The organism is Microcoleus sp. AS-A8, assembly GCA_039962225.1.
GTDB lineage: Bacteria > Cyanobacteriota > Cyanobacteriia > Cyanobacteriales > Coleofasciculaceae > Allocoleopsis.
Map to the genome: position 1 here is coordinate 41,982 of JAMPKV010000003.1, position 14,013 is coordinate 55,994.

The following is a 14,013-nucleotide window of genomic DNA, read 5'->3' on the forward strand; positions in this document are numbered from 1 at the left end:
GTCTTGCTTATATTTTTAACTAACCACAGAGGCACAGAGAACACGGAGAAGAGAAAGAAAGAGGAAAGAGGAGAGATAAGTGAAGTTTTTTACCTCTACATAAGCTTTGCCGACAGATGAGAGGAATTGGTTAGATAGCGCTCAATGGGACTGTGCAAAAGCTTGGAACTGTTGCTCACTAATCCGCCCTGCTTGATACAGGGTTTCGGTAATTTCAGAAATCGTTAATACTGAGTGCGCTCGATAACCATTGGCTTTCAGTCTGTCTTTCACCCCTTGTTCATGGTCGAGAAAAACGACGATATCTTCGACTTTTAATCCTGCTGATTTTATCTTTTCTGCTCCTTCCATCACACTCTTCCCACTGATGAGAATGTCATCCACCACCACCACCATTTCTCCTGGCTCAAAGTGACCTTCAATGACTCTCCTTGTACCGTGTGCTTTGACCTCCTTGCGGGGAAAAATCATCGGGTGATGGAGGCGCAATGATAATCCGGTCGCTGTTGGTAAGGAACCATAGGGAATACCTGCGATGCGGTCAAAGCTGAGGTCTTTGAGGATATGTTCATAGGCAGTGAGAACTTGATGGAAAATTTGGGGGTTAGAGATGATTTTGCGGAGGTCGATGTAGTAAGGAAATACTGCGCCTGATGCTTGAACAAACTCGCCGAATAAAATGCAACCAATGTCATAAAGTTGCAAAATCAGATCTTGATAAGGATGCTGTTCCAAAAAACATACATCAGGCATCCACAAATCACAAGTCGTACCGTCTTGAACAATCTGCTGTCTCGTTTGATTAATGGATTCGCGCAGGGATGCGATCGCAACAGCAGGTTTCTCACTGGATAACATATCCTGGGGAACTGGAATGAGCAGTCCATCACCGTTGGCATTCAATCCTGCGGTTAGGATTTCGGTAAGGTTGCCACCGCCTTCTGCCCAAATGCTCCGCGCTAGGATAATTCGTTCGGGAGCAACCGCACGGATGCGTGCCAGAATTTCGGCGTTGGTGGTTCCCACTTCGAGACCTAATTGTTCAGGAGTACCCCAATTTTTCGCCTCTTTGACCACTTGCAAGTAAAGTGGAGACTCAGGCGTGGGATATTGCTGCAAAGAGACTGCACCCGGATTTGAGGTGGAACACAGGACCAATACCGCCTTACCGGGATAAATCAAAAACGGTGCAATATGGTCTTGCCCGGAGTAGGGAGTCAGGGTAATCGCATCCACTTGCCACTGTGCAAAAACGGTTTGGGCAAAGATGGTGCTGGTATTGAGGTCGCCGTGTTTGGCGTCTAAAATAATGGGAATGTGAGCTGGGATAGCCGTTAAGGTTTTGTGTAGCAGTTCCATGCCTGGAACACCTAACGCCTTGTAAAAGCCAAACGTCGGCTTATAGGCACAGACTAAATCGGCGGTTTCCCGAATCAGAAATTGCAGCCAGTCCCACAACTCTGCAATGATGCTGTCTTTGTCTTCTCCTCGACAGTAATGCGTTGGCATCATTTCTGGATTGGGATCGAGTCCCACTACTAGCAAGCTTTGGTTTTGTGCGATCGCTGCATTCAGTTTCTCGAAAAAGTCCATTAGGATTGTCCTGATTAAGAACCCATCGCCTAACCCTAAGGGTAAAAGTTGTAAAGATATTTTTCAATGATGAGAGCGAGCCATTTATTTTAGGCGATCGCGCAGGTGCTGAGGTTGCCACATCCTCATTTTTGTATCACTATGCTCAACTGATGGTAATTTTAGCTGCGATCGAGTGGATTAATCGCTTAGTTGACGATGCCGATATTCTTTGCGAAAGCACCCGCGCCACAGCCGGGATTAAACCGCACACAAACCGATTTGGGCTTTTTCCGGGGGCACTGCCTCGACGAAAAATTGACGTTTTGAAGATTGGTAATATAACACTTCGTTACTCAATCATTTACGGAGTCCACTTCAGCAGTAAAGATAGAGCTAGGGACAAGGAGCGAGATAAGATTCATGCTCAACCCTATGTCCCTCGCGCTGATATTACGCACCCAATCGCCCGAATCTGCACTTATCTTTGGCAGTTCCGATGGGTGAGTAATTACCACTCCCAGCGCAGCTTGAAGAACAGTTCGTAGAGTGTAGAACTATGACTATTTCCCCTCGTCGGGTATATTCCCAGCTCAGAAAGATTGACCAAGTTGATTTTATGACTAGTGCGCTTTACCGTGAGCTTGCCCAAGATGTGCTAGCTGCGCCGGGAGTCAGCTTAGCCATGAAACAAGCGATCGCCGAACGTCTCAACCAGGCCAATCGCCGACTGGGACGGCAAACCGTTGGTGGTGAGGACAGCTACTAAGCTGATGTACCTTTAAATGGCATCGTTCGGAGCGCCAGAATGACACAAAGACCTCCACATGCCATTTGAGTAACGATTAGCTTAAATACTGCAACAGATTAACTTTCTAACAGGGCGCGGCTGTGCGCCCTATTGGTTTATTTAGGGCATTTCTACAAATCAAACCGACACATAGCAACGATAAAAGCAACATAAAATTTGCTTTTTTCAGTAAAAATGCTGTAATTTCTTAGAAAAAATTACCAAAATTTTAATGATTTAAGTTCAAGTAGATTTTTATAAAAAAGATAAATAAATATGTATTTTTAAGTATAAAATAGCTAATTTATTAATAGAAAAAACTATACATTAAAACATTAAGGGATACCTAATAAAATCCCAAAAACTATGCGTATCTCTGCGATAAAAAAACCTAACAGAGCCATGAAAAACCAAACAAACGTTCGACCGCCACAACTAAAAGAAATTCTCCCTGGATATCTGAATATCATGGGCTACGTTGACCAATCAGAAGTCAATGGCCCAGGCTGTCGCGCCGTAGTTTGGGTGCAGGGGTGTAAGCGAGAGTGTCCCGGATGTTTCAACCCAGAATCGTGGTCGTTTGAAACTAACCAATTAATCGCCGTTGATGAACTAGCGAATCAAATTTTGAGCAATCCTCACAACCAGGGCGTAACCTTTTCGGGAGGGGAACCGTTTTGGCAAGCACCAGCACTTGTTCAACTCGCCAAGCGCTTAAAAACGGCTGGGTTTAACGTCATGTGTTTTACGGGATTTACCTTAGAAGAACTGCGTTCTGAACGATCGCCCCTTGGCGCTTCCGAGTTGCTTGAACAGTTAGACATCCTAGTCGATGGCCCCTATGTGGAATCCTTAGCCATCCATTCCCCAGATTCTCTCGTGTCGTCGCGCAATCAAAGGGTTCATTTGTTCAATTCCGCCTTGAAAGACAAACTGAACTGGGCGAGTGAGCAGATGGAAGTTCACATCCTGAAAGATGGTAGCCGCATTATCACGGGTTTTCGAGGTCAGAATGGTTTGAGTGAAAGCTGAACTACTATGCTTAACTGTGGTGTGGTTCAACGAGGACAAGATGTCAGAGTTTCTAGATTTTCTTAGGCATAAGTTTGCTTACGTGGCGATCGCAGAATTCAAACCTGGGAAGTTTGAAGAGGCCAAGCATCTCTATGAAAAAGCGGTTTCCACCTACGCCGAAGGCTTTAAAGGAGCCTACCTGCTGCAAAAGCCAGGAACTGACGAAGGAATTGCCGTCATTTTTTGGGACAATGTAGGAGATATGGAAGCCAATCAAAACGAAGCTTACCAGGCCATCTTAAAAGAGATGACGCCGCTGTTTGCCAAAGCACCGAACACTGATATCTATGAACTGGTGAGTGAAATTCATCCCGTAGAAGAATAAGTTTTTGCGAGAGAAAATTTCTTAATCTGTTCTATGTACTGGGTAAGGAGATTCTTCACTCACTCTTAAGATTCTCCTAACCCTTGTGCTGGCAATGTTTTTCCCAGTAAAAATTAAACATCACAAAAGGTATCAGAGGTAGAGTCAAGCTGTCTCTGCTCTTGTAAAAAAGCTTGGACAGTTTGATTAAACGCTTTACGCTGTACCAAAAATGGCCAATGATTACCGGGAAATGGGCAAATCTTTAAGTTTTTTAAGTAAGTTTTGTAGGGTTTGAGTTGCCAATTTTTGCGGTTCACCCCTGTTTCGGGCTGGATGAACAGGGTGGGGATATCAATTGAGTCAGTCAGCCCTGCAACCCGCATTACGTCCTCAAAAATTTGATCGCGGGCAGGGATGGTAAACTTGCTGCCCCAACAACCATCTGGTTTTTGTTCAATACCTGCTTGAAAAACTTGCTGCTGCAAGGAACTCCATCCCTGATATAAATTTAACTGACGTGCTTGATTTAAGGCTTGCTCATAACTCGCAAATGGCCCCATGCCTTGAAGAAACGGCAATACACGGTACAGTAGGGGAAAAGTAACCTTCATTACGCTGGGCATCTTCCAGACGAAAATCGGATCGACTAGAATCATACTCCGCAAACGCTGTGGATGTTGTCGTGCCCAGATAAGTGCGACTTTGCCAGTCCAAGAATGACCCAGAACATGAGCAGAAGACCACCCCAGGTGTTCCATTAAGGCTTCTAAATCCGCGATCGCATCGGTAAAGGTATAACCCCTATCCGGCTTGCTACTTTCGCCATGACCGCGCATATCGGGTGCAACAATATGGTATTGCTCAGATAGGTAATCTCCCAAGCTTGACCAAACGAGGGCGTGGTCTGCTAAACCATGCAACAACAGCAAGGGAACATTTCCCTGGTTCCACTCTAGGTAAGAAATTTGGATATCCGGCAAGGATAATGTTTGACGTAGAGGTAGCATAGCCATATTGCAACCGTTGAGAGACGCATCGCTAGATATGTTACTCGCAAGTCAGCAGCACAGCGATATCCACTTTCATTCACTTCTGGCTTCTTGAATGTTTGGGCAAATTGTGTGAGCAATCCGATCGCTGGGTGGTTGTTCTTGCCAGCCCGAAAGTAAACCCAAAAGTTCAGATTTGAGAATTTCTAAGGCTTCGATTTGCTCTGTAATCGCCTCTACTTTGAGCAGTAAATGTTGCTTCACTGACCCACAGGGCAATTCACCGGAGTCGTGGACTTCTAGGATGTCGCGAATCTCACTGAGGCTGAGTCCTAGAGATTGCGATCGCTTAATAAATGCGAGTCGATTGAGGACTTGGCTGTTGAACAGGCGGTAGCCAGATTCCGCACGAGTCGTTGTCGGTTCGAGGAGACCAATCTCTTCATAGTAGCGAATCGTTTTGACCGACATACCTGTCAGATTGGCAACTTCGCCAATCTTAAGTTGATGAGGGACACTCTGTGCAGCATCGTTGCGCCCTATCTCATTCTTCGACTTCGGCTGTGCATTAGAGGAATTCTTCCCCTTCATCTGGTGCTTTGCAGTAGGGGGAAAGGGTTGAGCGCGTTTCGCTTCACTATCGAGAGCAGAGTTGCCCATCGTTTTTTGAGTTAGGGTGAACGAGAAGCGTTAGTGAAGCGCTTGCCAAGGCTGAGCCCTCAAAGCCCGTGCCAACAACGGCCTGTTTCTGAAACGATCATTAGGCCATTGCTTAGCGAGGCGGCTGACGCTTAGCAGCGCTCAGTATCGGTAAGGCAGGTCGTGACGAGGATGGGGGAAGATAGTGTGTCACGGGCTGATCGGCTAGTTCAGTCTCTCGACGTTGACTTTGCCACCAACGAAGTGCTACTGCTAGCACCATCATCATCAACCCAAAACTGAGCAGCGACCAGCGCTCACCTACGCCGCCAATCACAGCATCGACAGCTCCGACAATAACAATAAAGCTAGAAATTGGCTCTTTGCGGTAAGCCGCCTTTAAAATTCGAGGCAATAAAGCATTCATCACGGCTTGTTACTTACTCTATTTCACTAAGTATTTAATCTACTTCCAGGTTATCTCATTCGCGTCCGCACAACGAGCAGCAGCTAGAGGTCTGATTTTCTAGATTTTTTATTGTCTTATCACGTCTGACAATCCTAGTCACTGGGTTAGGCAGCGTCATAAATTTTCTGAGTTCACCTAGAAATAGATTGTTGACCTATGGTTAGTCTGTTCAAGTTTCACAAGACGGATGAAAGACGTTAGGAGTTTCTCGTGAGTCAGAGTCGAATTGTGATTCTATTTCAAACCCAGCCAGGTTAGCAGTCCTTGGCCTGTTGAGTACTCAATAATCACAGTCAAGATAAAACCAATCATTGCGGCTCGACCATTTAATCGCTCTGCGTAATCGTTGAAGCCAAACTTAGGCTCTTCTAGTTGGGGAGTTGTGGTTGGTTTGGGCTGCGTCATTATTTTATTACCTCACGTTCCTTAGTTACAATACTTTAACAATTTTAATCGTTCTTTAATAATGAATCCTTGTCAAGTCTAGATTTTGGGATTGGGGATCAGGAAAATTTTCCTCAGTTCCTTGCCGCTAGCCGCTTTCTAGCTAGGAGGTTATTCAGTCCAGAAATTTTCATGGTCATACTGGTATTTAAGACCTCTTGAAGATAGCAGCCGTCTGCTCAAGGCTCGATCCCACAAGGAGTGTTTGAAGGCGGCTGAATTTGTTCATGTCTTGTACTAGATATGCTAGTCGTCTAGACGTTTTAAGCCGAGCGATTGCCTATAGCATCGCCCACAGGGCATCGTATAGGTGAACTGGATTTGTGTCGCCGCCGACTAGACGCTGTCGCCAACTGGTGCAAGATCAGAGTCAGTAAGTCTTACAAGGTGTCCGAATTAATTATTCACCGTTGCGGAATGCCGTCAGGAAAAGCAGCGGTAGTTAATAGAGGTAAAAAGATGGAAATAGGTGTCCCTAGAGAAACGAAAGACCAAGAATTTCGTGTCGGTTTAAGTCCCAGTAGCGTCCGGGTGCTACGTGAAGGTGACCATAGGGTCTTTGTTGAGCAGGGTGCAGGGGTTGGCGCAGGTTTCACGGATGAAGACTACCAGCAGGCAGGAGCCAGCATTGTCTCGCAGGCCGCCGATGCTTGGAATCGAGAACTGGTCGTCAAGGTCAAGGAACCACTAAAGCCAGAGTACCAGTTTCTGCAAAAAGGACAGTTGCTGTTTACATATCTACACTTAGCAGCGGATCGCTCTCTAACAGAACACTTGATTGATTGTGGCGTGAGTGCGATCGCCTATGAAACTGTCGAACTTCCTGATGGTAAACTTCCCTTACTTACCCCGATGAGCATCATTGCAGGTCGCCTTGCGGTGCAATTTGGAGCCAGGTATCTAGAGCGCCAACAGGGAGGGCGGGGTGTTCTTTTGGGTGGGATTCCCGGCGTTAGAGCCGGTAAAGTGGTGATTATCGGTGGTGGTGTTGTCGGCACGGAAGCTGCTCGAATTGCCGTGGGGATGGGTGCCCAAGTGCAAATTTTCGATGTGAATGTAGATCGCTTGGCTTATCTAGAAACCCTGTTCGGCTCCAGAGTCGAACTGCTCTACAGTAATTCTGCTTCTATTGAAGAAATGGTTTCAAAGGCCGATTTGCTCATCGGTGCGGTTTTAGTCCCAGGGCGTCGGGCACCCATCCTGGTGCATCGGAGTTTAGTGCAAAAGATGCATCCGGGTTCGGTGATTGTTGACGTTGCCGTAGACCAAGGCGGCTGCATTGAGACATTACGACCAACATCTCACAGCAATCCCACTTATGTGGAGGAGGGCGTTGTCCACTTTGGTGTTCCTAATATGCCGGGAGCCGTACCTTGGACAGCAACACAGGCACTGAATAACAGCACGCTTCCCTACGTCCTCAAACTGGCGAATCACGGATTAGGCGCTCTAAAACTCGACTCTGCGTTGGGTAAAGGCCTGAATATCCAGAACTATCAGCTCGTTCACCCAGCCGTACAGCAGGTGTTTCCAGATTTAGTGGGGTGATGTAGTGACAGCAGGTTGCAAGTAAATAGAGTACATTGTGCCAACGGCTGTGACTGTACTTGATAAACCAGCAATCTGCTGCAAGCGTCTTGCTGCCCGTGAACCGCCCTCAACTCGACGAGAGTGGCAGGCGTTTGCTACCACTGAGTACCTCTTCAAAGGCGGAGGCAGATAAAGGAGGACTGAACCAATATCCTTGAATCTGATCGCACTGATGCCCATAGAAAAACGCGAGTTCAGCTTCAGTTTCCACCCCTTCCGCAACGACTTTTAGATTCAGACTTTGAGCCATTTGCAGAATCGCGGTTGTAATCGCCGCGTTTTTAGCATCCTGTGTCAGCGAAGACACAAATGAACGATCAATCTTCAAAATATCGAAGGGCAATTGTCCTAGAAAGCTTAAAGATGAATAACCTGTGCCAAAATCATCAATGGAGATTTGAATACCAAGGGATTTTAATTCACTCAAAGTTGCGATCGCCACTTCAGGATTTTCCATTACCGTACTTTCAGTGAGTTCTAACTCTAAATACCTGGGATCAAGTCCAGTTTCTGTGAGGATCTCGACGATTAACTCACCTAGATGGGGTTGACTAAACTGATGTCCCGATAAATTGACCGCGATCCGGATCGGGGGTAAGCCCGCGGTTTGCCAGCCTTGAGCTTGAACACAAGCGGTCTTGAGAATCCACTCTCCCAGTGGGATAATGAAACCCGTCTTCTCCGCCAAAGGAATAAATTCAGACGGCGAAATAAAGCCTCGCTCTGGATGAAGCCAACGCACCAAGGCTTCTGCCCCTTCAACCTCTCCTGTTCGCAGATTCACCTTAGGTTGATAGTAAACTTGAAATTCTTGGCGTTCCAAAGCTTGACGCAGCTCAAGTTCCAGTAATAGTTCTTCTTGAGATTGAGTACCAATTGAGGCGAGGTAAAACTGATAAGGCGTCTTGCCCAACTTCTGGGCTTCTTCTCTCGCTGCACTGGCATGTTTAATTAAGGTGTCAATATCCCGCCCATCGCGTCCAAAGAAAGCAATCCCAATTCTAGCTCTGAGAAAAAGTTCATGAACATCCACAGGCAATGGTGAGGAAAATGCCTCAATCAGGGTTTCTGCTATCTTAGCCACCTGCCCACGATGAGTATTCGGGGTCAGCAGAATCACAAATTGAGCTGCACCTAAATGAGCAATGGTGTCTAGTGGACTGACACAATTCTGAAGACGTTCTGCAATGGCTTTGAGTAACAAGTCGCCACTGGTGGGTCCGAGGGTATTGTGCAGCCGTTTGAGTTGCTCAAAGCCGACGGAGAGTAAGGGAATCCGGCGCTGGCGGGCATTACCTTGAGTGAGTAACTGATTAAACCGTTCTTCCAATAACACTTGATTGGGCAAGTTGGTCAAATGGTTATAACGCAGTAGGTAGTCTAGTTGAGCTTGTGTCTGCTCTAGTTCCAGGCTATGCCGCTGAGCCAAAGAAGCTTTTTTTTGCAATCGAGTGGCAATCGCCTCTAGGAGTTCAGCCCTGGTAAACGGCTTGGTGAGGTAATCATCCGCCCCTAAAGTCATGGCCTGACGCCAATCGGCCCGATCCGCTTTGGCGGTGAGAAAAATGAAGGGAATGGTTGCGGTGGTTGGGTCTTGTTGCAACGCCTTCAAGACACCGTAGCCATCCAGAATGGGCATGAGAATGTCGCAAATAATCACATCAGGCTGTTCACGGCGCGCTAGCTGCACCCCACAGCTACCATTCTCTGCACCGATGGCCTGGAACCCTTCGGCACTCAGGAGTTTAAGTAGATTAATCCGAATCGATCGCTCGTCTTCAATTACGAGAATTTTATACATCGGTTCTGGTCCTTGGAATAGGTTAAATTGACACGATAACGTGACAGAAGCTCTTTGTGGCTATGAAGTAAGCTGTTGATTTAACCCTGGATTGACAAGAGCGGACTTCATCGGTTAAACGATTTGACTTGTGTCTCCAAATCGTTTGGGTTGGTTGATGCGAGGTGACACACGATTCAGCATGGGAAGAGAGAAATGGTTTTTTAAAGGCAGTGACACGGTAAATCGAGTTCCTAGCCCGACTTCACTGTTGACGCTAATCTCACCCCTATGTAAGTCAACACAGGTTTTAACAATCGCTAGCCCTAATCCTGTTCCTGCGATCGCGCCGACATTTTTCGCCCGGTAGAAAAACTCAAACAGTCGGGATTGATCTTCTCTCGGTATCCCTATACCCTGATCTTGAATTTGAAAAATCGCTTTGTCATCCTCACAAGTCAGTTCAAAGTGAACTTGACCACCTGCGGGAGAATACTTAATCGCATTGCAGAGTAAGTTACTCAGCAGTTGTCGCAGCAGCTTCTTATCCATACAAGCTAAGAACCTGTGACCTCGACATACCAACGTTAGGCCGTGTGGGATGCCTGAGGGCGTTGGGTTTAAACTCATCCCTCGCTGAATTTCGGTGACTAACTCTTGGCAGAACTCATTGAGTACTAGCGGTTCTGGATTAAATCGGACTTGTCCAGCCTCAGATGTGCCAATAAACAGCAAATCTTCCAATAACTGGAGCATGTGTTTGACCGCATCTTGAATCAGATGCAACTGCTCAATCTTGTCTTCTTTTGTCCATTCGTAGTATTCCAGTAACTCCGCCGTGGACATGATCGTCGCTAGTGGTGTCCGGAACTCGTGAGACGTAATAGAGATAAAGCGAGACTTGAGATCGCCCAGTTCTTTTTCTTTTGCCAGGGCATTGAGAATCTCGACTTCCGCTAACTTGCGTTCTGTCACGTCCTCCGCAATCCCTGCAATTCGTGCAGGTGAAGCAACTTTGTTCAAGATGTGGAAGGCACGTACCCATACCCAACGAACTGAGCCATCGGGTCGCACAATCCGATATTCTTCATCAAAATCTTGCACCTGTTGGATATGGGGAGTCAAGGCAGCGACTACGCGATCGCGGTCTTCTGGGTGTATACTATCTAACCAAGATTGAGGCTGCTCGTATAAACTCTGGGTTGTGCGTCCCCAAAGCTCCTCATAGGCAGGACTGATGTAAAGGATCTGGCTCAGATCAGGAAGCGTCAAAAAGAAAACCTCATGGATGTTTTCCGTTAACTGGCGGAATTGCTCTTCCCTTAAGCGCAGATCTTCCTGTGTTTTTCGGTAATCCGTAAGGTCCACGAGTACGCCATCCAAACACAGCAAACTACGATCTGCGGCAAATACGCCTTGACCTTTCTCGTAGACCCATCGTGTATTTCCGTCTTTTCCGATAATTCGATACTCTATCACGTAAGGCTTTTGGAGTGCGACACACTCGGCTATAACCAGCTCAACCCTGGCTCGATCTTCAGGAGCAATCACACTAGCAAATGTCCGGACTTGATTGTGGAGAAAGTCAGCCGCCGAATAACCTATCATCTCTTCAATGACATCGCTGATAAAGTCGATTGTCCAGTCTGCATCGTAGGCACGGCGGTAAACGACACCAGGGATATGATCCACTAAGGAACGGAATCGCTCCTCGCTCTCGCGCAATGCAGCCTCAGCCTGCTTCTGCTCAGTCACATCACGCCCCATCATCAGGACTTCATCTTCACTATAGAAAACACTGCGAATTTCATAATGACGCCGTTCGCCCTTGAGCTGTATTGGCACTTCTGAAACTTGAACCTTACCCGTCGAGAGCGTCGCTGCCACATCGGCACTCAGTTTAAGCGCTAATTCTGGTGGCAACAACTCAGCGATTTTTTTACCCAGAAACGCCCGAACCGAAATCGGCGTCTGGCTATTTTTTGCTGGGATAAAGTCTAGATAAGTACCATCTCGATGGATTCGCACTAAGGCATCGGGAATCGCCTCCAGTAAAGCACGATTGACCGCTTCGGTTTGGCGCAGTGCTTGTTGTGCCAAAAAACTTTCGTTCCACAAAGACACTGCTGCCGCTGCGCTGGTGAGCAAATCTATTTCTGATGCCTGCCAAGAAGAGTTTTCCCTACAATTGTCAAAACCAATAAACCCGAAAAACAGGCCATTCACTGTCAGGGGCAAAACTAGAATTGAGAGGATTCCCTGAAGTTCTAAAACGATACGTTCCGATTCGGGAAATTCGGTAACAATACCTGCAATAATTTCGTTTTGCGACAAAACTTGGCTCCAACGAGGGAAAACGTCCTCATAAGCTAGGTTTTGCACCCACTGGCTATCCATTTTTGCCTGAATTCCTGGAGCGCACCACTCAGCTTTCTGACTCATGAGCAGACGTCCTCGCTCATCCCGGTGATTTTCAAACACGTAAACGCGACTAGCATGGGCAACTTGCCCCAACACTTCGAGAATCTCGTTGTAGGACTTTTGTTTGATGAACCCCTGTTGAGTGTCCCTCTCAAACGCTAATAACCCACGTTGCACTTCGACTAAGGCGGCTAAGTAACGTTCCCGCTCGGCCAATGCTGCTTCGCCCAGATGGCGCTCCGTGATGTCGTGAAGGGTGCCACAAGTGCCCGTAATTGTCCCATTTGCATCCAACGTCAATTGCACGAATACTTCGAGCCATCGGTAGGCACCGCTTTGAGTTCGGTAGCGAATTTCTTGACGGCTGGATTCTTTTTTGCCTGCAATTAAGGGTTGAAATTGTGCTAAGTTGCGTTGCCGATCGTCGGGATGAACGTAATCTAAGAAGAATGTACCGAGACTCTGTGCGATCGCAAAATCGGTAATTTCACTCCAAGCCGGATTCAAGAAAGTCCAATATCCATGAACATCGGTCTGGAAAATGACTTCTTTGACGTTGTCCACTACGGATCTATACTGTTCCTCTCGCTCTCGTAAAGAGGCTTCCACTTTCTGGCGTTGACCGATTTCCCATTGAAGCTGGAGGATAACATCCTTCAGCTCTGATAAGGCTTGTTTTAATTCTTGGGTTCGCTCTTCAACCCGTATCTCTAGCTGGTTTTTGGTGTGTTGCATAGCCTCTTCCGCTTGGGATGGATTTGCGTTTTCCAGGTTGAGGCGGTTTGGCAAGGCTAAAGCTTTGGGTATCGAAACCAACTCTCTAGCCATGGAGCAGGCTACTCCAGCAGCAATTACCTTGAAGAAGCTAGATAACCCGTAATCGAGGTGCCATAAAGTCCATATGTCCAGCAGGTGAGTGGTACCGCAGGCCATGATTAAAGAACAGAACAACCAGAAGAGCTTCGGGAAGGGAATCTCAGGGCGCTGGCGTAGGCAATGAACCAACATCAGGAAAATTGACAAACAGGAAACGATCATGATGAAATCACTGGCTACCTGAAGCCTAAAGATGCTCGATGCCCAGAGACGTTTATATTCATTGGAAATAAAATTTCCATCAAAAAATATCTGTAATACTTTGAGCATCATCTATTCGTGATTCCAGTCAATTCAACAATAAGTTTTAGCTCTAACGTAGCTCAAAGTAAGTTGAAAAAAATATTTTACAGAAAGAATTATGGAAGCTTTATTGTTACGATAAAAGAAAAAATGAACTAATTAAATAGTTAAGAGATAATTTTAGGGTTAGCGCAGTTATCCTCACCTATCCAACATTCAGACGAAAGGTTTTTCCGTGAGTACTGAAAACAGCCAATGTAAGCTATTCCACTTTGAAGGGGCATGATGAGGACGAGCAGGATGCCCATTTCACAACAGATTCAACACTAATAATAGTGCTTGCCTAGATGGGGAGCGATTGATGGTCAAAGTGCTAACAGCTTTTTACCATCGAAATTCTTCATGGATGGAACTAATGGCTCAAGAGATTCCTTGTACTCCAAAAGAATAATTATGCGTGATTTTCTTACCTGACGAGATGTAAAAAATTAAAGTTTTAGTAAAGTTAAGAACGCTTAATAAACTATGTCTCTATTAAAAATAAGCAACAATTAAGCTAATTATTATAATTTTTCAATAAACTTAAATATAATTCTGTTTAATAAATTAAATTTCTTTGAAAAAAGCACAAACAAAGATTAACAACATGAATCTTAATCAGTTAGGGGGAAAAATTGAAACGTAAGGTGGGCATGGCCTGATAGCGGCGCTCAAATTCATGACGGGTGAGGCGAGCGCCACTTCCTAACGGAGACATCTGAGAAAAGTCATTCGCTCACCCGCCAATGGATATAAGGGCGAGAAGCAGACACTCTTTTA

12 protein-coding genes are annotated in these 14,013 nt (G+C 46.2%); 5 read left to right on the top strand and 7 right to left on the bottom strand.

The window, feature by feature from the left end; genetic code table 11:
* Positions 1-141: 141 nt before the first annotated feature.
* Positions 142-1,593 (bottom strand): bifunctional orotidine-5'-phosphate decarboxylase/orotate phosphoribosyltransferase, encoded by a 1,452-nt coding sequence (locus NDI48_05725; GenBank protein ID MEP0830706.1) that lies wholly within the window; start codon positions 1,591-1,593, stop codon positions 142-144.
* A 152-nt stretch (positions 1,594-1,745) separates the two neighbouring features.
* Between NDI48_05725 and NDI48_05730 the strand changes: the two genes are divergently transcribed.
* From NDI48_05730 to NDI48_05745, 4 genes are all read left to right on the top strand, one after another.
* The gene (locus NDI48_05730; protein MEP0830707.1) at positions 1,746-2,120 is read left to right on the top strand and encodes a hypothetical protein; all 375 of its coding nucleotides are present in this window, start codon (positions 1,746-1,748) and stop codon (positions 2,118-2,120) included.
* 11 nt (positions 2,121-2,131) lie between these two features.
* Positions 2,132-2,341 (top strand): hypothetical protein, encoded by a 210-nt coding sequence (locus NDI48_05735; GenBank protein MEP0830708.1) that lies wholly within the window; start codon positions 2,132-2,134, stop codon positions 2,339-2,341.
* 423 nt (positions 2,342-2,764) lie between these two features.
* A complete protein-coding gene (locus NDI48_05740) occupies positions 2,765-3,394 on the top strand; it encodes a radical SAM protein (GenBank protein ID MEP0830709.1) in 630 nt (209 codons plus the stop codon).
* A gap of 40 nt (positions 3,395-3,434) precedes the next feature.
* Positions 3,435-3,761: an antibiotic biosynthesis monooxygenase gene (locus tag NDI48_05745; protein MEP0830710.1), complete on the top strand. Its 327-nt coding sequence runs from the start codon at positions 3,435-3,437 to the stop codon at positions 3,759-3,761.
* Between the two features lie 113 nt (positions 3,762-3,874).
* Here NDI48_05745 and NDI48_05750 read toward each other — a convergent pair whose 3' ends face one another.
* The 4 genes from NDI48_05750 to NDI48_05765 all read right to left on the bottom strand — a co-directional run bounded on the left by NDI48_05750 (position 3,875) and on the right by NDI48_05765 (position 6,245).
* A complete protein-coding gene (locus tag NDI48_05750) occupies positions 3,875-4,750 on the bottom strand; it encodes an alpha/beta hydrolase (protein MEP0830711.1) in 876 nt (291 codons plus the stop codon).
* Between the two features lie 75 nt (positions 4,751-4,825).
* Positions 4,826-5,203, bottom strand: coding sequence for a MerR family DNA-binding protein (locus NDI48_05755; protein MEP0830712.1), 378 nt, complete (start codon positions 5,201-5,203; stop codon positions 4,826-4,828).
* Between the two features lie 301 nt (positions 5,204-5,504).
* The gene (locus NDI48_05760) at positions 5,505-5,798 is read right to left on the bottom strand and encodes a hypothetical protein (protein ID MEP0830713.1); all 294 of its coding nucleotides are present in this window, start codon (positions 5,796-5,798) and stop codon (positions 5,505-5,507) included.
* Positions 5,799-6,074: 276 nt separating this feature from the next.
* Complete coding sequence (locus NDI48_05765; protein ID MEP0830714.1) at positions 6,075-6,245, bottom strand: hypothetical protein; 171 nt, start codon at positions 6,243-6,245, stop codon at positions 6,075-6,077.
* Between the two features lie 498 nt (positions 6,246-6,743).
* Between NDI48_05765 and ald the strand changes: the two genes are divergently transcribed.
* Positions 6,744-7,832: an alanine dehydrogenase gene (gene ald / locus NDI48_05770; protein MEP0830715.1), complete on the top strand. Its 1,089-nt coding sequence runs from the start codon at positions 6,744-6,746 to the stop codon at positions 7,830-7,832.
* A gap of 109 nt (positions 7,833-7,941) precedes the next feature.
* Here ald and NDI48_05775 read toward each other — a convergent pair whose 3' ends face one another.
* Together NDI48_05775 and NDI48_05780 are read right to left on the bottom strand one after the other, a co-directional pair.
* Positions 7,942-9,675: an EAL domain-containing protein gene (locus tag NDI48_05775; protein ID MEP0830716.1), complete on the bottom strand. Its 1,734-nt coding sequence runs from the start codon at positions 9,673-9,675 to the stop codon at positions 7,942-7,944.
* A gap of 114 nt (positions 9,676-9,789) precedes the next feature.
* A complete protein-coding gene (locus NDI48_05780) occupies positions 9,790-13,224 on the bottom strand; it encodes a PAS domain S-box protein (protein ID MEP0830717.1) in 3,435 nt (1,144 codons plus the stop codon).
* Positions 13,225-14,013 lie beyond the last annotated feature (789 nt).